Origin of the sequence: Hymenobacter ginkgonis (assembly GCF_009755225.1) — a bacterium.
Classification (GTDB): Bacteria; Bacteroidota; Bacteroidia; order Cytophagales; family Hymenobacteraceae; genus Hymenobacter; species Hymenobacter ginkgonis.
Genome location: NZ_WQKZ01000002.1, coordinates 232,245 through 252,833 on the forward strand (window position 1 = coordinate 232,245; position 20,589 = coordinate 252,833).

Annotated in this window: 10 protein-coding genes; 8 read left to right on the forward strand and 2 right to left on the reverse strand. The window is 60.7% G+C overall.

The features are described 5' to 3' along the window. Positions 1-597: 597 nt before the first annotated feature. Positions 598-2,928, forward strand: a complete 2,331-nt coding sequence (locus tag GO988_RS06760) for a histidine kinase dimerization/phosphoacceptor domain -containing protein (protein ID WP_157563428.1) — start codon at positions 598-600, stop codon at positions 2,926-2,928. A gap of 71 nt (positions 2,929-2,999) precedes the next feature. Here GO988_RS06760 and GO988_RS06765 read toward each other — a convergent pair whose 3' ends face one another. After that, positions 3,000-5,531: a sigma 54-interacting transcriptional regulator gene (locus GO988_RS06765; protein ID WP_157563431.1), complete on the reverse strand. Its 2,532-nt coding sequence runs from the start codon at positions 5,529-5,531 to the stop codon at positions 3,000-3,002. Between the two features lie 280 nt (positions 5,532-5,811). On the opposite strand from GO988_RS06765, the gene GO988_RS06770 reads away from it, so the two are divergent. Next, on the forward strand, positions 5,812-6,705 hold the full coding sequence (locus tag GO988_RS06770; RefSeq protein WP_157563434.1) for an AraC family transcriptional regulator: 894 nt from the start codon (positions 5,812-5,814) through the stop codon (positions 6,703-6,705). A gap of 45 nt (positions 6,706-6,750) precedes the next feature. Beyond that, complete coding sequence (locus GO988_RS06775) at positions 6,751-7,686, forward strand: ring-cleaving dioxygenase (protein WP_157563437.1); 936 nt, start codon at positions 6,751-6,753, stop codon at positions 7,684-7,686. Positions 7,687-7,871: 185 nt separating this feature from the next. Here GO988_RS06775 and GO988_RS06780 read toward each other — a convergent pair whose 3' ends face one another. After that, the gene (locus tag GO988_RS06780) at positions 7,872-9,932 is read right to left on the reverse strand and encodes a glycoside hydrolase family 65 protein (RefSeq protein WP_157563440.1); all 2,061 of its coding nucleotides are present in this window, start codon (positions 9,930-9,932) and stop codon (positions 7,872-7,874) included. A gap of 356 nt (positions 9,933-10,288) precedes the next feature. On the opposite strand from GO988_RS06780, the gene GO988_RS06785 reads away from it, so the two are divergent. From GO988_RS06785 to GO988_RS06805, 5 genes are all read left to right on the forward strand, one after another. Beyond that, positions 10,289-13,075 (forward strand): substrate-binding domain-containing protein, encoded by a 2,787-nt coding sequence (locus GO988_RS06785; protein ID WP_157563443.1) that lies wholly within the window; start codon positions 10,289-10,291, stop codon positions 13,073-13,075. Positions 13,076-13,271: 196 nt separating this feature from the next. Further along, a complete protein-coding gene (locus tag GO988_RS06790; RefSeq protein ID WP_157563446.1) occupies positions 13,272-14,600 on the forward strand; it encodes a sugar porter family MFS transporter in 1,329 nt (442 codons plus the stop codon). A gap of 71 nt (positions 14,601-14,671) precedes the next feature. After that, on the forward strand, positions 14,672-15,553 hold the full coding sequence (locus tag GO988_RS06795; RefSeq protein WP_232341433.1) for a carbohydrate kinase family protein: 882 nt from the start codon (positions 14,672-14,674) through the stop codon (positions 15,551-15,553). 51 nt (positions 15,554-15,604) lie between these two features. Beyond that, complete coding sequence (locus GO988_RS06800) at positions 15,605-17,374, forward strand: glycoside hydrolase family 13 protein (RefSeq protein ID WP_157563449.1); 1,770 nt, start codon at positions 15,605-15,607, stop codon at positions 17,372-17,374. 157 nt (positions 17,375-17,531) lie between these two features. After that, complete coding sequence (locus tag GO988_RS06805; RefSeq protein WP_157563452.1) at positions 17,532-20,579, forward strand: SusC/RagA family TonB-linked outer membrane protein; 3,048 nt, start codon at positions 17,532-17,534, stop codon at positions 20,577-20,579. Positions 20,580-20,589 lie beyond the last annotated feature (10 nt).

Here is a 20,589-nt window from a genome sequence, read left to right on the forward strand (position 1 = left end):
CACTAGCGTGGTAGCCTTGCGCTCTTTAGCCAGCGCGCGTTGCAGGCGGGGGTCATCAGGGGGTGCTCACTGGCCACGAGGCAGGTGTACCAGGAGGGCTTGGTTTTCTAGGTCGCCGGCAAATTCCTGCCGCTCACTGCGGTCACGGCCCTTGGTGGTGAAGATGAGCTTGCTTTCGGCCGAGGGCCAGTTCTGGGCAACATCGTTGGGGGCGCGCTGGCGCGCCAGGGTTGAGGAACCCGCGGTGGGCTTGAACGGGGGGGGTAGGGTTTGGAGGGGCGGACCGCCGGCAGCTAGCTGGGCGACGCCTTGACGCCTTGGGAAAGCGCCGAGCCTTAAGCCTTAGGCCACGAGCATAAGTTGAGCAGGTTTTTGAAAGAGCATGTTAGCTTGCCATTGTAGTTTACAAAGTTTTAAAGGTGAGCATAGTAAATCGGGAGGTTAACCCAGGCGCATCGCGGCGCGGCTGACACTGCAAACCTAGGGGCGGCCCTACCCCGGCAAACGGTATAAACCGAGGATTTGGCGGTACTTTGAATTTTATCCAACCTACTGGCCCGTAACTAGTTGAGAAACAAATGCGCTTTCGTTTCCCCTATGGCATTCTCCTTTTTGGTTGGTAGGCGGCTCTTACTACTGCTCGTCTTGCTCAGCTTTGTTAGCCGGGCCGAGCCCATTTACCCCTTGCTCAGCCCCGCCGCCGTGAGCCGGCTGCGTGCACAGTTGCGCCACAGCCGCCCCGATACCAACCAGCTAAAGCTGCGGCTTCAGCTAACCGCCGACCTGCTGGCTCGCTACGAAGAGCTAGGCATTGGGCCCGATAGCATTGTCGCCTTTGCCGAGCAGGCGGGCGCAGCCAGCGAGAGGCTGCATTTTGCGGTGGGACGCATTGGCAGCTTCTACATTTTGGGGCGGGTGCAGTGCGACATTGCCGGCGATACGTCGGGCACGGCCGCCGTGCGCCAGGGTATTAGCCTGAGCCAGCGCCAGGGCCGCCGCCACCTCGAAGCATTGGGGTGGTATTACCTCGGCAATTGCTACCCCCAAGCCGAGCTAAATAGGTCGGCCAAGCTGGTTTACTACCAGCGGGCCAAGTCCTTATTTCATCAGTTGGGGGCCCGCGTAGAGGAAGCCTACCTCCTCAAATGTCTCGCCGATGTGCACTTGCTGCAAGGCCACTCTATGCAGGCGGCCCAGGAGCTACGGCAGGTGGCCGCCTGGTACCGCGCCGCCGGCCACCGCGAGCTGCACTACACCTACGACCTACTGGAGGCGGCCTACCAGCAGGCGGGCAACTATAAGGAGGCCCTGCGCTACGCCCTGGCCGCGATAGAAAGCGCCCAAGCCACCCACGATACCCTAGTTATCGGCGGCTTTTACGCCAAGGTGGGCGGCATTTACCACGACTTGCACCAAGAGGCGCCCGCGCTTACTTACTACCACAAAGCCTTGGCTAGCTACCGCCAGGCTCATGTAGCGGGCTCCGTTATTCAAATAGCCGGGGCAATTGCCCGCATCTTAATTGCGCAGCACAAGCCCCAGCAGGCACTGGCATTTTTCACGCAAAATGCCCAGCCGGGTGGGGCCCGCAACCAGGTTAGCTACCTGCGCTACCTCGCCGATTGCTACGTTGCCGTTGGCCGCAACCACCAGGCAGAAGCCTGTTTTCTGCGGGCGTTGTCCCTTATTAAGAGCAAGGCTGATAATAATTTCAACCAAGTGGCTATCCACCGGGAGTTGGGCAGCTTTTACTTGCGCACCCAGCGCTACGACCAAGCGCGCTGGTACTTGCAGCAGGCTTTGCAGTTCAACCAGCGCAAAGGGGCGCTGCCGAGTTTGGCGCGGCTGCACCTGCTGATGTTTCGGGTTGATTCGGCGCAGGCGCGTTTTCCGGCGGCTATTGCGCACTACCAGCGCTACAAGCTGCTGACTGACTCCATGTTTAACGAAGTAAAAAACAAGCAGTTACTTGACCTCGAAATTCAGTACGACACCCGCAAGAAGGAGCAAAACATCGCCTTGCTCACCAAACAAAATTTGGTGCAGCAGGCGCGTATCCGGCAGCGCGAGTGGCAGCGCAACACCCTGCTGGCCGGGGCCGCCCTGCTAGCCTTGCTGCTGGGCCTGGGCTACAATCGCTACCGTCTCAAGCAGCGCAGCGCCCACTTGCTGGAAGCCAAGCAGCAGGAAATCAACCTCAAAAACGACTGGTTGGAGCAGCTAGTCAGCGATAAGCAAGGCTTGCTAGAAGAGAAAGAAGACTTGCTGGATGAAAAGGAAGAACTATTGCAAGAAAAGGACTGGATGCTGAAGGAAATACACCACCGAGTAAAAAACAACCTTCAGATTATCAGCAGCCTACTTAACACGCAAGCGGAATACCTGCGCGACCCCGCCGCCCTAGCGGCCCTGCGCGAAAGCCAAAACCGGGTGCAGGCCATGGCCCTGGTGCACCAGAAGCTATACCAGTCCGACAGCGTGGCGCGGGTGAATATGCCCGAATACATCCGCGAGATTACCGAGCACCTGCTAGACTCGTTCGACTGCGCCGACTCGGTGCGGGCGCAAGTAGCCGTGGCGCCCATCGAGCTAGATGTGGCCCTGGCCACGCCCCTGGGCCTCATCATTAACGAGGCCGTTACCAACGCCCTCAAGCACGCATTTCCGCAGCGCCGGCCGGGCACCCTCAGCATCCGCTTGCAACCCCGTGGAGCGCACCACTACGAGTTGCTCATTGCCGACGACGGCGTGGGCCTACCCCCCGGCTTCGACCTGAGGCACAGCCAGTCGCTGGGCCTGACAATGGTGACCGGCCTAAGCAAGCAACTAGATGGCCTACTGCATATTACGCAGGACCACGGCGTGCGCCTCACGCTGCAATTTGAGGCTACCCGCAAAGCCGTGCGCGCCGAAACGGCCCCGGCGTGAGCTGGCACAACTGCACCGCGAACCGTGGGCTTGCTGCGGCTACCCAGCGCTAGCACCTGCCTACCCCCCGCCTACCGCGGCACGCTGATACCCAACTTCTTCATGCGAGCTTCCAGCGTAGTAGGCTTAATGTTAAGCAGTTCGGCGGCCCCGCCAGTGCCGCGTACGCGGTTGCTTGCCTGCGCCAGAGCAGCTAGTATGGCGGCGCGCATCGACTCTTGCAAGGGGCGAACCGAGGCCCCTACCCCCTCTCCTGGCTCGGAGGGGGGCGCGGCGGGCACCAGGTTTTCGGCCAGGGCCAGGGTGGGCGAGTACGACAGGATGGCGGCTCGCTCAAGCACGTGTTCCAGCTCGCGGATATTGCCGGGCCAAGCGTAGCGCTGCAGCTGCTGCACCGAGGCGGTGGCGATGCCAGTAAGCGGCTTGCCGAGCTTCTTGCCGATGCGGGGCAAAAAGTGCGTGGCCAGGGGCAAAATGTCTTCTGGCCGCTCGCGCAGCGGCGGCACCACCAATGGGAACACGTTGAGCCGATAGTACAAGTCGGAGCGGAAGCGCCCGGCGGCCACCTCCTGCTGCAAGTCGCGGTTGGTGGCCGCAACGATGCGCACATCGACCACCAGGGGCCCTTTGCCGCCGATGCGCTCGATTTCCTTTTCCTGGAGCACGCGCAGCAGCTTGGCTTGTAGCTCGAGGGGCAGCTCGCCGATTTCATCCAGGAAAATGGTGCTGCCTTGGGCCAATTCAAATTTGCCGAGGCGCTTATCGGTGGCTCCGGTGAAGCTGCCTTTTTCGTGGCCAAACAGCTCGCTCTCGATAAGCTGGGGGGGTAGGGCGGCACAGTTTACTTTTATCATGGTGCGGCGCGCACGCTTCGACAGGTTATGCAACGCCCGCGCTACCAGTTCTTTGCCGGTGCCGGTTTCGCCGGTTATCAGCACCGTATAATCGGTGGGAGCCACGAGGGCAATATTCTTGAAAAGCGCCTGCATAGCGGGGCCCACCCCGATAATTTCCTCGAAGTTGTGGCTGGTTCTGATTTCCTCGGTGAGGTAGGTTTTCTCTAGCTCCAGCTGCTCGCTCAGAGTTTTGATGCGCTCGTAGGCCAGCAAGTTTTCCAGCGCCAGGCTCAGCGGCCGGCTCAGCTCTTGCAACAGGCGCAGGTCTTTCTCGGTGTAGGCATACGCCGCCTTGCTGGCTACTACCATCGCTGCCAAGGGGCGGTTCTGGATGATAATGGGCACGTACATCGACGATTGCAGGCCGCCCAGCCATTCGCCATAGCGCTGGGCCACAAGGTTGCGCGCGCGTGCCGCGCGGCCGGCCTCGCCCACGTTCAGGGTGGGCTGTTGCAGCAAGTCTTCCAGCTCGACCAGGGCCTGCTGCCATTGCTGGCGCGTCTGGGCATCGGTCAGGTCCACGACCTGTTCGGCGGGCAGCGGCAAGAAGGTGCCCTTTTGCCGGTACACGCTGTTTTCGCCGTGCGTGGTGCCCAGCACCCGCCCTACTTGGTGAAAAGCCAACAGGTCGAGGGGCAGCAGTTTATGAATGGCGGCCGCCACCACGGGGGTAATTTCGGTCAGGTCGCGCCCATTGCGGAAAGCCCCGACTATCGACAGCTCGGCGGTTTTGAGGCGGCGGCGGGCGTCAATTTCCTCGCAGGCCAGCAGGTTGTCGAGGGCCAGGGCAATTTGCGGAATAATGAGCTTAATCGCTTCGTAATCAGCCTCGGTAAAACCTTCTGCCTTCGTGCTAGCCAGTTGCATACTGGTGAACGAGCGCTGCTTCAGCAGCACCGGAAACACGGCCATTGCCCGCACCCCAAACGCGGTGCGGCTGGCCTGCGCCGTGGGGTAGTACCGGCACAACTCGTCGAAGGCCGCGCCCGCAAACAGGCCCGGCCGTTCGCCCAACTGGTCGGGCGCCTCCTGCTTCAGGCGGGCCAGTAGCTCGGCGGGCGTGTCGCGGCCCAGCAGCCCGGGCAGGTGCACCCGCTCGAAGTTGCCGAGCGCCGTTTTGCGCAGCATCACCCAGTAAAACGACTGCTCCTCGGGCAAGCCAATACGCAGGTTGAGCAGCGTAAACGGTACTAGCTTATCGACTTGCACTGCAATGGCCAAGCACAGCGCGTCGCGGTCGTGCACCGTCACAACAGCATTGTTGACGGCCATTTGAATGTCGCGTTGTTGGCGCAGCTTGGTTTCTTCGCCGTGGGCGTGGCGGTAGCGGGCTATTTCGAGGGTCGTTAGCACATCCTTTTCGCGGAAGGGCTTGGTGAGAAAACCAAACGGCTGGGTGACCTTGGCGGCATCTAATACGCTGTCCGTCAGGTTGGCCGACAAGAAAATAAACGGAATATGCCGCTCGCCCAGCCAGTGCGCCAGGTCAATGCCCGTTTCCTCTCCTTTCAAAAAAATGTCGAGCAGCACAATAGTCGGCTCCTGCTGCGCCACTAGCGCCCGCGCCTCGGCCCCCGACTCTGCCAGGCCCAGCACCGCGTAGCCAGCCTTGACCAGAATTCGACGCAAGTCGTTCGCAATTAAGAACTCATCCTCCACAATGAGGGCGGTAGCCGCAGGAGCGAGTTCGGCAGAATGGGGCGTCATGCAGCAGCTTAGCTAAGAAATGAGAAGTCGCTGCTTGCCTGATCTTGCAGGTCAGCACTCGCCCAAATGAACTCCAAAAGTACCTCCAACATATTGGAGACTCCATTTTAATGGGGCCACTGCCGAAGCAGCAGGGCACCCACCCTAAATGTACAACTATTTATGAAACAAGCAAATACCTACCAGCCTATCAAAGCAAAAGCCGTCATAAGCCCCTTGGCATTGGTTTGGCAAAAAGGGGGATATACCTGTTTTTCTAGCCCTTATTCCAGTCCTTCCCATGACGTGTTTAACCCAACATGAGGCCTTGGTAGTGGAAGAAATTGACGCCGCTACCTGGAACGCTCCGCAACCCCTGCGTGACCACTTCGCGCTGGTACTCATCCGCCGGGGCAGTGGCACGTATCTACCTCACGGCCATAATCTTCCTTACCAGCCCGGTACCCTGCTGCTGCTTGGCCCCGCCGACTGCTACCACTTCGCCATCGACCAACCCACGCGGTTTGGCCAGCTGCGTTTTACCGAGGCGTACCTGGCCAGCCTCACGGCCACCGGGCCCCACGCGGCGGCCTGGCAGCAGCTGCGCGATGTAGGGCAGCACACTGCGCTGGGCCCAGCGGGCTACTTTGCCCAGGGTGCGGCCGAGCCCCAGCTGAGCGCGCTGCTCACCATTTTATTCACCGAATACGGCCACCGGCCGGCCGGCCACGCCGCGCTAGCCAGTTCGCTGATGGGGGCCGTGCTGAGCTTTGTGGGCCGGCAGCTGGCGCCCCCGCTGCCCGTGCGGCGCGGCGCTCCATCCTACGCAGCGAGCGTGGTGCAGCGCCTACTGGCCTACATCCGCCACCACATTGCCGAGCCGGACCGCCTGCGCGTTGAAGAGTTGGCCAGTGCCTTTGCCTATTCGCCCAGCCACTTAAGCGAGCTGTTTCGGCAGGAAACGGGCGAGTCGCTGCGCCAATACATTGTGCGCTACCGGCTGTGGCTGGCCGAAAGCCGGCTGGAGCTAAGCACGCTGCCCATCTCCCAAATTGCTGATGAGCTGGGCTTTGTGGATGTATGCCACCTCAACAAGCTCTTTAAGAAGCGCTACCGCCTTACCCCCACTGCCTACCGCCGGCAGCTGGTGGGAGGCACCCCTCACCACCCTACCCCGGCGTATGCGCTGCGCTAGCCAGTGCTTCGCCCACTACCTATTTCATTTTCAACAACTTTTCTTATGGCACCTCGCATACTGGGCCTGCACCACATCACCGCCATTGCGGGCAATGCGCAACGCAACTACGATTTTTACGCGCGGGTGCTGGGCCTGCGTTTTGTGAAGAAGACGGTCAATTTTGACGACCCTGGCACCTACCACTTCTATTTTGGCGACGAGACGGGGTCGGCGGGTACCATCCTCACGTTTTTTCCTTGGGAGCACATCACGGCCGGCCGGCGCGGCACGGGCCAAGCCACCGAAATCGGCTACTCGGTGCCGGCTGGCAGCTTCGATTTTTGGATGAAACGCTTCGAGGATAATGACATTTCTTACCTTAAGCCGAGCGAGAAATTTGGCGAACCTTACCTCACTTTTTTCGACCCCGATGGCCTGAAATTCGAGCTTATCGAATCGAAAACACCCGATGAGCGTACGCCCTGGGCTACCCCCGAAGTGCGCGCCGAGGTAGCCACCAAGGGCTTCCACACCGTCACGCTCACGCTGGCCAGCAGCAAGCCCACGGCCGAAATCCTGACCGATGTATTTGGCTACACGCTGCTGGAGCAGCACGATAACCGCGCCCGCTACGTGACCGATACGGTGCAGGGCGCGGCTTACATCGACCTGGTGGAGGCGCCTGGCGAGGCGCGCAGCATCACGGCGGGTGGCTCGGTGCACCACATCGCCTTCCGGGTGAAGGATGACGAGGCCGAGCTGTATTTTCGCAAGAAGCTGCTGGAAAGAGGTTTGCAGCCTACCCCCCAGATTGACCGGGACTACTTCCACTCGGTATATTTCCGCGAGCCCGGCGGCGTGCTATTTGAAATCGCCACCGAAAACCCCGGCTTTACGGTGGATGAGCCGCTGGCCGAACTAGGCACCCACCTCATGCTGCCCACTCAGCACGAGCGCCTGCGCTCGCAGCTAGAAACGCGCCTACCCCCCATCGGCTAGGCCCACCGCCAACGGCTGTTTTTAAGAGCGCGTTTAGAAATAAAAAGGCCGTCATGCTGAGCTCGCCGAAGCAACTCTACCACTTCGTTGAATGAGGCGGCAGAGCTGCTCCGGCGAGCTTAGCATGACGGCCTGAAGGTGTTTTAGCAAACCCTAAACATGCTTTCAAGATATAAGGCAGGCGCTCAGCGGCCCACCGAGTAGGTTTTGCGCTGGGTGCCTACCCCCGTTATTTTCACCGACTGCCAGCCGCTGGGCAGCGTAGTCTTGCGCTGAGCTATGCCAGTGGGCGTGATGTCGAGCCCGCCAAAGCCCATGAGCACGGCTTGCAGCACGCCGCCCGCGCCGGTGGCAAAGTAGGGGTTGGTGCCGCCCTTGGTTTCGGCGATGACGCGGAAGGGGGGTAGCAGGTTGGGCGTGTAGGCATCTTGGAAGAAATGCTGGGCCTTGGCGCCGTCGCCAAGCCGGGCGTAGAGCAGCGCGAAGATGGCCTGCGTCATGGCCGGGGTGCCTTCGTTGGGCACGCGCGTTTCGTAGTAGGCCAGGTCTTTCTTGATTTGGGCGGGGTCGGTGATGGTGCCCAGGGGGTAGGCCAGCAGGTTCACGTCGCCCTGCTTGATGCCCTCGCCGTGGTAAGTAGCGTGCTCCTGGGTTACGCCGTTGGCCATTTTAAGAATTGGAATGTTCTGGGCCACGAGTTGCCAGTCGGCGTTGGCGGGCCGGCCGAGCAGCTTGGCGGCGGCGGCGGCGGCGCGCAGGTTGGCCTGGGCGGCGGCGTTGGTGAAGGCGTCGTTGTCCACGTTTTCGGCCCACTCGTCGGAGGCCACCACGTTCTTGATGTCGTAGTGGCCGGGGCCGTTGCGCTCGACGCGGCTGGCCCAAAAGTCGGCCGTGGCGGCGAGGATGGGGTAGCCCTTTTCGCGCAGCCAATCCTTATCCTGCGTTACGCAGTAGTACTGCCAGGCGGCCAGGCCCACGCAGGCCGAAATATGGTGCTCAAATGGCCCGCTCAGCGCCCACACGGGCGTTTCCTCCACGCCGGTGTCGGCGCTTTCCCACGGAAACATGGCGCCCTTGTAGCCGTGGGCAAAGGCGTTGCGCTTCGCCAAATCGAGGCGATTGAAGCGGTATTCGACCAGCGACTTGGCAATGTCGGGGTGCAATACTAGCAGAGCTGGGTACATCCACAAGTCGCTATCCCAGAACACGTGGCCGTTGTAGCCGAGGCCCGAGAGGCCCATCGGCGAAGGCGAATAATCGGTGCCCGCCCGCGAAAAGCTGTAGAGGTGGTACAGCATACTGTGCACATCCTGCTGGGCCTGGGCGTCGCCGGTTATTTGGATGTCGCTGCGCCACAAGTCCTGCCAGGCTTTCTGGTGAAAATCGAGCAGGCGCTGGCGGCCTTCGAGGCGAGCAAAAATGGTGAGGCGCTCGGCCTCGTTGAGCGGGTCGGGGTGGTGGGCCGACGTGATGCTGGAGCCCGCCACGGCGTAGGCGTAGGTTTGGCCGGCCTTCAGGGCGCGGCTGAATTTCATGAGGTGCATGTTATTGTCCCACATCTCGTGAATAACGCGCGGCTCCTGCCCGTGCGGCTCGCTAAACAAGAAGCTGTTGCTGGCGCACAGCGTGAGCTTGCCCGTCGGGCTCTTGGCCGACGACGTGAGCAAGCTGAGGGTAGCGTGCGGCCGGTCGATTTCGTTGTAGTAGTTCTGCACGTCGCGCAGGGCGTCGGGGGCATCCATGACGCTGGCGGCCGTCAGGGCCACGTCCTTCTTGGCCACGATGCTCACATCGAGCAGCACCGTGAAGGGCAAGTGGCGCAGCGCGTAGTAGGTGTAGCTGATGGTAGCTTTGTCCTGGTAGTCAAAGGTGGTCGTTAGGCTCGCCCGCTGCATATCGAGCTGCTGGCGGAAGTTGCTCGCATCCTGCGCGTTGAGGCGGTGGCCGTCCACCTCCAGGTACATATTAAGTAGGTTGAAGCTGTTCAAGAAATTGCTCACCCTACCCCGCCCGTACTGGTCGTAGGCGCCGGCCAGCACCACGGTCTTCACTTGGAAGGGGGTAGGCGACGACACAATGCCCAGCATACCATTGGCCACCGTCACGCCGTAGTAGTTGCTGGGGTCAATCTTGCCGGCGGCAAGGCGCCAGGGGTCGGGGGTGGGCTGAGCCACGAGCGGGCGGGCGCCCAAGAGTAGTAGCCAGGCACAGCAAGCCAGCCAGCGAAACGGGGTGGGTGGGAACATGGAAGAGGGCGAAAAGCGACGCCCGGCAAGCAAACGCTCGCCCGGCAGCGCCGGTGGAGCCGCCCACGTAGGCAGCGCCTCAAAAATAAGCAGCTAGCCTTGGTAGGCAATGGGGTTAGCCACACCTATTTACCGGGCTCCTACCCCCCGCTGGGCGGCCGGGGCCAAGGGGCACCACCCGGTGATGGAGTAGGCCTTAGTAGCCACTGTTGCAACCGATTAATCCATTTCTATCTACCTTACGGTAAAATCAGCCCTCCTCTGATTGACTATTCTTGGCTTAAGTGGCCCAGCAGCCCTATTTGGGCAATTGTGGCGGCTTGGCCAAGTGCTATACACTCTCTAGTTCCCACCCGTTGAACACGTTACTGCTTTCCAAGCTGTGGTGTCGGTTGTTGGCCCTTGCTTTGCTGGCCGGGCTGGCCGGCTGCGCCCCCGAACCGCAGGAGCCGGTATACCGCATCGGCTTTTCGCAATGCACCACCGGCGATGCCTGGCGCCGGGCCATGCTGGCCGGCATGGAAAAGGAGCTGAGCTTACACCCCAATGTGCAGTTCCAGATGCTGGATGCGCACAGCGACACCGACCTGCAACAGCGCCACGTGCAGGAGTTTATCCGGCAGCGGGTCGATTTGCTCATCATCTCGCCCAACCAATCGGGGCCCCTCACTACACTAGCCGAAAGCGCTTATAACCAAGGCATTCCCGTTATTATCCTGGACCGCCGCACCAGCTCGCGGCTGTACACAGCCTACGTGGGCGGCAACAACTTGGAGGTGGGCCGCACGGCCGGCCGCTACGCCGCGCAGCTGCTACGCGGCCACGGGCACGTACTCGAGATACTGGGGCGGCCGGGGTCGTCGCCGGCCATCGACCGCCACCAGGGCTTTACGCAGGCGCTGGCCGCCTACCCCGGCCTGGCGCTGGCCGGCCAGCTTACCGGCGACTGGCGGCCGGCCTCGGTGCTGGCGCAGTTGCCGGCCGTGCTGCGCCAGCACCCCGAAACGGACTTGATTTTTGCCCACAACGACCCCATGGGCCAGGCGGCCCACCAGGTAGTGCAGCAACTGGGCCTGGCCGGGCGCATCCGCATTATTGGGGTCGATGGGCTGCCGGGGCCCGGCAACGGCTTGCAACTGGTAGAAGACGGCGCCCTTACGGCCACGCTGCTGTACTCGCCCGGCGGCGAGGAAGCCATTCGCACGGCGCTGCGCATTCTGCGCCACGAGCCATATGCCAAAGACAACATCTTGGTAACGATGGTAGTAGACTCGGCCAATGTGGGTGCCGTGCGCAGCCAAACCGAGCGGCTCGCGGCTCAGCAGCAGGATATTCGGCGGCAGCAGCAGCGCTGGGTAATGCAGCAGCGCCGCTACGCCAGCCAAAAAATGCTGGTGTATTTGCTGCTGGCTAGCCTGCTGGGCGCCGTGCTACTCGGGGCGCTGGCGTGGCGCTCGTCGCGCCTCAACCAGCGTATTCGGCGCGTGCTGGAGGGGCAAAATGCCGAAATCAGCGCTCAGCGCAACCAGATTTCGCAGTTGGCTGAGCAAGCCCGCCAGGCGGCCGAGGAAGTACGGCGTTCCTCGGAGGCTAAGCTGCGCTTTTTCACCAACTTCTCGCACGAGCTGCGCACGCCGCTTACCCTTATTCTGGGGCCCATCGAGGACTTGCTGACGAGCCCCGCCAACTTATCGACCGCGCAGCGCCAAGACTTGGGGCTGGTGCGCCGCAACACGCAACGGCTGCTCCAGTTGGTGAACCAGCTGCTGGACTTCCGCAAAATCGACGTGGGCAAGATGGCCGTGCGCGCCACCGAGGGCGACTTGGTGGGCTTTGTGCGCGAAATCATGGACGTGTTTGAGAAAACGGCCCGGCGGCGCGGCATCACGTTCCGGTTCTTGCCCGCCGAGCCGGTTATTTTCCTGTGGTTTGATGGCGACATTCTGGATAAGGTCTTTTTCAACCTCTTGTCTAACGCCTTCAAGTACACGCCCGATGGCGGGCACATTACGGTGTGTATCCAGCCCGAGGCCGATGCTAAAACGGTGCGTATCAGCGTAGAAGACGACGGCCGCGGCATTGCCGATGCCGACCAGGCCCACATCTTGGAGTGGTTTTACCAGGGCAGCCAGCCCTCGGCCAACAGCTCGGGCCTGGGCCTGGCGCTGGCCGAAGGCCTCACGCGGCTGCACCAGGGCACGCTCTCGTTTCGGAGCCGGCTGGGCCACGGCAGCACCTTCGAAGTGCGCCTACCCCTCGAAAAACCCGCCGCCTTCCTCGACGTGGCGCCTGGCCCGGCCCGCCTGCCCAGCGCGGCCATCTTGCCCGACGATGAGCTAGCCGACCCTACCCCCGACGCGGCACTCTCCCGCACCGACGCCACGGCCCTCGTTATTGAAGACAACGAGGAAGTACGCAACTTTTTGGTGCAGAAGCTACAAGCGTACTTCCAGGTAAGTACCGCCGCCGACGGCTCGGCTGGCCTGCGCCTGGCCAGCGACACCATCCCCGACGTAATCGTGTGCGATGTGAACTTGCCCGAGTTGAGCGGCCTTGAGGTGGCCACCATCTTGAAGGGCGACTGGCGCACCTCGCACATTCCGCTGGTGCTGCTCACGGCCCAAAATGCCCCCGAGCAGCAGGTGGCCGGCGTGCAGGCCGGCGCCGACCTCTACCTTACCAAGCCCTTCAACCCCACCTTTTTGCTTGAAAGCCTGCGCACGCTGCTGCGCAACCGCGACCAACAGCGCGAGCACTTCCGCCGGCAGCTGTCGGGCGCCACGCCCACCGTGGCCCCGCTGCGCGTGGACCAAAAGTTTTTGGCCGACCTCGCCGCCATTATCGAGGGTAGGCTCGACCAGCCCAGCCTGAACGTGGACGACATTGCCCACAGCCTGGGCGTGTCGCGCACGCAGCTCTACCGCAAGGTGAAAGCCCTGCTCGGCACCGGCGTCACGGAATATATCCAGAGCGTGCGCCTCACCAAAGCTCGGCAATTGCTGCTGCAAGAAGGCAGCACCGTGGCCGACGTGGCCTACCAAACGGGCTTCTCCTCCCCCTCTTACTTCTCCACTGCCTTCAAAGGCAAGTACCAGGTGTCGCCCTCCGAGTTCAAAGCTGTGCACACCCCCCTGCGCACCTGACCTATTTTCAAAAGTCGTGCATCAAAAGTGAAAACGCCTTTTCCGTAACCGCAGCCTTACATTATAGCTAAGCACTTGAAATCAATACGTTATTCAATAAGTAAGTTTTGCCCTAATTTTTAATGGATTTGGCATAATCGAGCACGGGCAAAAGCAGTCAAGACCAGACTTTTGAGCAAACGTTTTGGTCTGGCTCATGCAGCGCAAAGTTCTTTTTTGGTCTATTGTCACGGCGCTCGGCGGCTTCCTGTTCGGCTTCGATACGGCCGTTATTTCGGGGGCCGAAAAAGCCATTCAGCAGCTTTGGCACCTGAGCGCGGTGGAGCACGGCTTCACGATTTCGATTGCCCTCATCGGCACGGTGCTCGGGGCAATGTTCGGCGGCCTCCCCTCCGACCAGCTGGGCCGGCGCCAAACGCTGCGCTGGATTGCGGTGCTCTACTTAGTATCGGCGCTGGGCGCGGCGCTAGCCCCGGCCTGGGTATCGTTTCTACTATTTCGCTTCCTGGGCGGGCTGGGGGTAGGGGCGTCGTCGGTTACGGCCCCGCTCTACATCTCGGAGATTTCGCCGGCCGACTCGCGGGGCAAGCTCGTAGGTTTGTTTCAGTTCAACATCGTATTCGGCATTCTGGCCGCCTACCTCTCTAACTACTTGCTGGCCAACGTGGGCGAGCACTCGTGGCGCCTAATGCTGGGCGTGCAGGCCGTGCCGGCGCTAGCCTTCTTAGTGTTCCTGTTTTGGGTGCCCGAAAGCCCGCGCTGGCTGTTGCTGCACGGCCGCCTAGCGGAGGGTAAGGACGTGCTGCGCCTCATCAGCCCCGCCACGGTTGAGGCCGATACGACGGCTATTCTCACGGCGCAGGAGCTAGCCGGCCAGCAAAGCGAGTCGCTCTGGGCGGCGCAATACCGCACGCCGGTGCTGCTGGCCATGGCCTTCGCTTTTTTCAACCAAGTATCTGGTATCAACGCCATTATCTATTACGCTCCGCGCATTTTTGAGATGACGGGGCTGGGCCAGGGCGCGGCGCTGCTATCGTCGGCGGGTATTGGGCTGGTCAACTTCGTGTTCACGCTGCTGGGCGTCAACCTCATCGACCGGTTTGGGCGGCGCACGCTCATGCGCATTGGTTCGGTGGGCCTTATTGCCACGCTGGGGCTAGTGGCGGCCGCTTTCTATACCTCTAATTTTCAGATATTTAACGGCTTATTGGTGCCGGGGCTGCTGTTCGCCTACATCGCCTTTTTTGCCTTCTCGCAGGGCGCCGTTATCTGGGTTTTTATCTCCGAAATTTTTCCCAATGCCGTGCGGGCCAAGGGCCAGGCGCTGGGTTCGAGCACGCACTGGGTAATGGCCACGGTCATTGCCTTCACTTTCCCCTACTTCGCCGAGCGGCTGGGCGGGGGCAACACCTTCGCTTTCTTCTGCGGCATGATGGTGCTCCAGCTCCTGTTCGTGCTGCGCTTCATGCCCGAAACCAAGGGCACCAGCCTCGAAGGCGTCGCCAAAACCTTAGTTATGCATTAGCCATCAAGTTGTTGCGTAGGCGCCGCCCGCCTTCCTATCTCTCCCTACCCCTCCCTTTCCCACCCACTCCCATGTCCGTCGTCTGTTTTGGAGAAATGCTCTGGGACGTACTGCCCACCGGCCGGCAAGCGGGCGGTGCTCCACTTAATGTGGCTATGCACCTGCACCATTTTGGGCTGACTGCCCAGCTTATCAGCCGCGTGGGCCACGACGACCTGGGCACCGAGTTACTGGATTTTGCCGAAGCCAAAGGCCTGAGCACTTGCTACGTGCAGCGCGGCGAAACCCACCTGACGGGGGTAGTAAAAGCCAACGTGGGCGATAGCAACGAGGTGGTTTACAAGATAGTACAGCCCGTGGCTTGGGACTACATTCAGTACGAAGCGCCACTGGGGCCACTAGTTGAAACGGCCGATGCTTTTGTATTCGGCAGCCTGGCTGCCCGCAGCAGTACCACCCGCGAAACCCTGTACCGGCTGCTGCAATGGGCTCCCTTCAAGGTATTCGACGTGAACCTGCGCGCCCCGCACTACTCGCGCAGCGTGGTCACTTACCTGCTGCGGCAAGCTAACCTGGTGAAGCTCAACCACCACGAGCTGGCCGAGATAATGGGTTGGTTTGGCGCCAGCCCCGACGAAGAAACGGCCTTGCACTGGCTAGCCGACCGCTTCCAGCTGCAAGCCGTGTGCGTGACGAAGGGTGCCGATGGCGCCGTGCTCTGGGCCGGCCAGCAGCTGTACCGCAGCCCCGGTATTGCGGTGGCCGTGCAGGATACCATCGGGAGCGGCGACGCTTTTCTGGCGGCCCTGCTCAAGGGCTGGCTGGCGGGACAGGCCCCGGCCGACATGCTGGCTTTTGCCTGCGCGGCGGGCTCGCTGGTAGCTACTTACCAGGGCGCCACACCAGCTATTTCGGCGGCGCAGGTGCTGGCACTTGCAGCTTCATCTACTTGATTTTCTACTACTTACACTATTTTTCAATTTAAGTTTTTTGGTGCTCCGTTCATGATTTATCCCCGTATCGCATGGGCTGTTCTGCTGTTGGCAGGTTTGGTTGCGGCCTGCAACCAACCTGCCAAGACGGAAACTGCTACCACAGCTGCTGCGCCTACCCCCACCACCGTCGGCCAGGCCGACTGGTGGAAGGAAACGGTAGTGTACCAGTTGTATCCGCGCAGTTTTCAGGACAGCAACGGCGATGGGGTAGGCGACTTACGCGGTATTATTTCGCGGCTCGACTACCTCCAAAGCCTGGGGGTAGGCACTGTGTGGCTGAACCCCATCTACGGCTCGCCCAACGATGACAACGGCTACGACATTTCGGACTACCGCGCCATCATGAAGGATTTTGGCACCATGGCCGACTTCGACGCGCTGCTCAAGGGCCTGCACCAGCGCGGCATTAAGCTAGTGATGGACTTGGTGGTGAACCACAGCAGCGACGAACACGCCTGGTTTAAGTCGGCCCGCAGCTCGCGTACTAGCCCCTACCGCGATTACTACTACTGGTGGCCCGCCGACAAGGGCACGCCCCCGGCCCGCTACAGCACTTTCGATGTCAAGAAAAATGCCTGGCAGTACGACGCTGCTACCAAGAGCTACTACCTGCACTATTTCTCCAAGAAGCAGCCCGACCTGAACTGGAACAACCCCAAGCTGCGCCAGGAAGTGTACAGCCTCATGCGGTTTTGGGCCGACAAAGGCATCGACGGCTTCCGCATGGATGCCTTCCAGTTTGTGGCCAAAGACCCCACCTTCCCGCCCATGCCGGGGCTAAACGAGCACAACTACACCAACGCCTACAACCACGGCCCGCACCTGCACGACTACCTCCAGGAGATGAACCGCGAGGTGCTGAGCAAGTACCACTTGATGACCGTGGCCGAGGGCGCGGGCCGCAACCCCGCCGAGGCCATGCTCTTTGTAGACCCCGCCCGTAAGGAGCTGAATATGACCTACCACTTCGAGGCGGTGGGGGTAGGCAGCGGCGCAGATACTTACCAACTCACGGCCCTGAAGCGCGTGTTTACACGATGGGACAGCGCCTTTGCCCACAAGGGCTGGCAGTCGATTTACTTAGGCAGCCACGACCAGCCGCGCATCGTGAGCAAGTTCGGCGACGACCGCCCGGCGTTTCGGGCCGCGTCGGCGAAACTGCTCAACACCTTTATCCTGACCATGCGCGGCACGCCTTATTGCTACAACGGCGACGAGCTGGGCATGACCAATAGCAAGTTTGACAACATCGCCGACTACCGCGATGTGGCGGCCCGCAACGGCTACCAGCTCGTGCGCAGCCAGGGGGGTAGCATTCCGCAGTATATCAAATCCTTGCAGCGCTTCTCGCGCGACAATAGCCGCACGCCATTCCAGTGGGATGCCACGGCGAATGCGGGCTTTACCACCGGCACGCCCTGGCTGAAGGTAAACCCCAACTACCCAACCGTCAACGAAGCCGCCGAAGCCAAAGATTCGGCTTCAGTGCTCCACCACTTCCGCCGGGCCATAGCCGTGCGCAAGCAGCATAAAGCGTTAGTATACGGGCAGTACCAGCTACTCGACGCCGCCAACCCACACATCTACGCTTACACCCGCACCCTAGGCGCCGCAAAAGCGCTGGTGGTGCTCAACTTCTCTTCCGCTCCGCAGAGCTGGCCCCTACCCCCTGGCTTACAGCCCGGCAGCCAGCCTTTGCTCAACAACTACCCTACGGTGCCTACCGGCCCGGCTTTGGCGCTGCAGCCCTGGCAGGCGGTGGTGCTCAGCCTGCGGTAGCGCGGGGGGTAGGGCCTATGGCCTTCAGCAATTTTCACTCTTTTCCAGGTCCTCACTTAGCGCAGGTAGCTGCTGTAACTTTTTTCGAAATCGTTTGCGATAGCTGCTGCGGCGGCTAAGTGTTTTTAGAATTTCCCACTTTTCCTCCTTTTCACTCATGCGTAACACCTGTTACTCAACGCACCAAGCCTACGAGCAGCCGGCGGTCCGGTCGGCCCTAAGCGGCAAGTTGCTGCTCTTAACCCTTTTCTTGCCCATCGCTAGCTTTGCGCAAACCACGCGCGACGTATCGGGCAAGGTGACGGACGCCACCGGCACCGGCCTGCCCGGCGTGACGGTACTCGTGACGGGCACCCAGATTGGGGCCAGCACGGGGGCCGATGGCTCATTCCGGCTGCAAGTACCCGCCACCGCTACTTCGCTCACGGTGTCGTTCGTGGGCTACGCCAAGCAAACGGTGGACATCACAGGTAAATCCACGGTGACCATCGCGCTAAAAGACGATGCCCAGGCCCTGGGTGATGTAGTAGTAGTGGGCTACGGCTCGGTGCAGAAAAGCGACCTGACCGGAGCCGTGAGCACGCTGGGTCCCAAAGATTTCAACAAGGGCACCTTTACCTCGCCCGATCAGCTTATTCAGGGCCGGACCTCGGGTGTGCAGATAACTCAGAATAGCGGGCAGCCCGGTGGGGCCTCCACTATCCGCATCCGAGGCAACTCGGCTGTAACAGGCACCGGCCAGCCGCTGTACGTGGTGGACGGCGTGCCGCTCGACGGCCGCTCGGCCCGCCCGGGCCTGAATACTTCGGCCGGCGACAGCCCGGACAGCAACCCACTCAACTTCTTGAACCCAGCTGATATTGAGTCGCTTACGGTACTTAAGGATGCCTCGGCCACGGCTATTTATGGCTCGCGAGCTGCTTACGGCGTCGTACTCATTACTACCAAGCGCGGTAAGATAGGCGAAGCCAAACTGGATATTGGGGTATCGGGCGGCTTCTCGCACATCATGCGCCGCATCGATGTGCTGAACGCGGACCAGTACCGCCAGGCCCTTACCTACTACGGGGCTCCGGCCAGCAATGATAAAGGCCTAAGCAATGATGCGCTAGGAGCCATTTTGCAAACCGCGCCGCTGCAGAACTATACGGCGGCCGTGAGCGGGGGCAACGAGAATGCGCGCTACCGCCTCTCGGTAGGCTACCTCGACCAGAAGGGTATTGTTAAGAAAACCGACTTCAAGAAATATAGCGCCAACTTCGTAACCAACGTAAAGTTTCTGGAAAGCAAGAAGCTGGGCGTGGATATGAACATCACGGCTAGCCAAACGCGCGAGCAGCTAGCCCCCATCACTAACAACGGCGACTTCCGGGGCAGCCTCATCGGCCAGGCCTTGCAGTGGAATCCCACCGACTCGCTGTATAGCGCCAATGGCCTGCCGGTGTCGCGCCTGGGCAGCACGACCATCAACCCGGTGGCGCAGCAGCAGTACTACGATGATAACTCGCGCGTAACGACGGCCTTGGCTTCAATTTCGCCCTACTACAAGTTTACCGACTGGCTGGAGTACCGCGCCTTGGTGGCTATCAACTATAGCACGGGTATGCGGCGCACTTCGATTGACCAGCGCCTCAATATCTCTGATTATCAGCAGTTTGGCTACGCCGCCATCGGTACCAACGAGCTGCAAACGCAGCAAATGACCCACACACTGAATTTTAACAAGAAAGTCACGCCGGACCTCAACGTGAATGCCTTGCTGGGCTACGAATACACTAAATTCGGCTTTTCGGGCACTAACCTGAGCGGCCGCGGACCAGCTAACTCGGATGGCACGCCGAAGGGCTTCGGCACCTACGGGCTCGACTACACCAACTACCTCCAGTATTCGAACCCCTCGGGCCGCCTCATCTCATCGTTTGTAGACCCGGTTACGGAACTGCAGTCGTTTTTCGGTCGCGCCATTCTTAACTACAAGGACCGCTACCTACTCACGGCTACGCTGCGGGCTGATGGTAGTACCAAGTTTGGCGACAATAACAAGTACGGCTACTTCCCGTCGGTATCGGCGGCCTGGGATATTAGCCAGGAAGAGTTCTTGAAGTCGAAGTACGAAGCCCTCAACCAGTTGAAGTTGCGCGTGGGCTACGGCCGCACCGGCAACCAAGAGTTTCCGGCCGGCTCGGCTCGCGACCAGTTCGTGTTCCTGCCCAACAATGGCGGTATCAGCCGGACCACCAACGCCAACGCCGACCTGAAGTGGCAGTCGGATGAGCAGTACAACGCCGGTATCGACGTAGCCATGTTCAACAACCGCGTGACGCTGACGGCCGACTACTTCTACAAGCGCACCACCGACCTGCTGTACCCCAACATCCCCGGCTTTCCGGCGGCGCCCGGCGGCAGCAGCGTGGTGTGGCAAAACCTGCCGGGCAACATCGTGAACAAGGGCGTAGAACTATTGCTCGGCGTCACGGCCGTTGATGGCCAGCGCTTTGGCTTGAACTTCAATGCCAACGCCACCTTTGTGCACAACAACGTGTCGGGTTTGCCAGCTACGCTCATCATTCAGACCGGCACGCTCAGCGGGCAGGGTCTGTCGGGGGTACTGGCCGAAACCATTCAGAACGGCCAGCCGCTCAACGGCTTCTACCTGCCCACCTATAATGGCCTCAACTCTACTACCGGCATCTATAATGATTTTACTCCGGCCAGCTACGTGGGCAACCCCAACCCTACGGCCATTGCGGGCTTAAGCACTACCATCCGCTTTGCTAAACTCTCGCTGACTGCCAACTTCAACGGGGTATTCGGCAACAAGATTTACAATAACACCTTCAACAGTGTGCTCAACGTGAGCCAGATTCGCGGGGGCCGCAACATTTCGCTGGCCGAGTACCAATCGGGAGTAAAAGAGTCGGTGGCCAACGCCGTAACGCCCTCGACGCGCTACCTGGAAAGCGGCAATTTTGTGAAGCTCTCCAACGTGACGCTCTCCTACGCCCTTGGCGACATCGGCAAGGTATTCAAAGGGGCTAGCATCTACGCCATCGGCCAGAACTTGTTCGTTATCACGAAGTACCGGGGCTTCGATCCTGAGGTGAACACAAATAAGTCGTCGGGTGTAGTACCCTCAGCCGGCATCGATTACACGGGTTATCCCACGGCTCGCACCTTCACGTTCGGCCTCAACTTCTCTCTGTAACTCACCCATC

Bases quoted from the DNA above. Each gene is read 5' to 3' on its own strand.
- GO988_RS06760 (WP_157563428.1), top strand. From the start codon at position 598: ATGGCATTCTCCTTTTTGGTTGGTAGGCGGCTCTTACTACTGCTCGTC.
- GO988_RS06765 (WP_157563431.1), bottom strand. From the start codon at position 5,531: ATGACGCCCCATTCTGCCGAACTCGCTCCTGCGGCTACCGCCCTCATT.
- GO988_RS06770 (WP_157563434.1), top strand. From the start codon at position 5,812: ATGACGTGTTTAACCCAACATGAGGCCTTGGTAGTGGAAGAAATTGAC.
- GO988_RS06775 (WP_157563437.1), top strand. From the start codon at position 6,751: ATGGCACCTCGCATACTGGGCCTGCACCACATCACCGCCATTGCGGGC.
- GO988_RS06780 (WP_157563440.1), bottom strand. From the start codon at position 9,932: ATGTTCCCACCCACCCCGTTTCGCTGGCTGGCTTGCTGTGCCTGGCTA.
- GO988_RS06790 (WP_157563446.1), top strand. From the start codon at position 13,272: ATGCAGCGCAAAGTTCTTTTTTGGTCTATTGTCACGGCGCTCGGCGGC.
- GO988_RS06795 (WP_232341433.1), top strand. From the start codon at position 14,672: ATGTCCGTCGTCTGTTTTGGAGAAATGCTCTGGGACGTACTGCCCACC.
- GO988_RS06800 (WP_157563449.1), top strand. From the start codon at position 15,605: ATGATTTATCCCCGTATCGCATGGGCTGTTCTGCTGTTGGCAGGTTTG.
- GO988_RS06805 (WP_157563452.1), top strand. From the start codon at position 17,532: ATGCGTAACACCTGTTACTCAACGCACCAAGCCTACGAGCAGCCGGCG.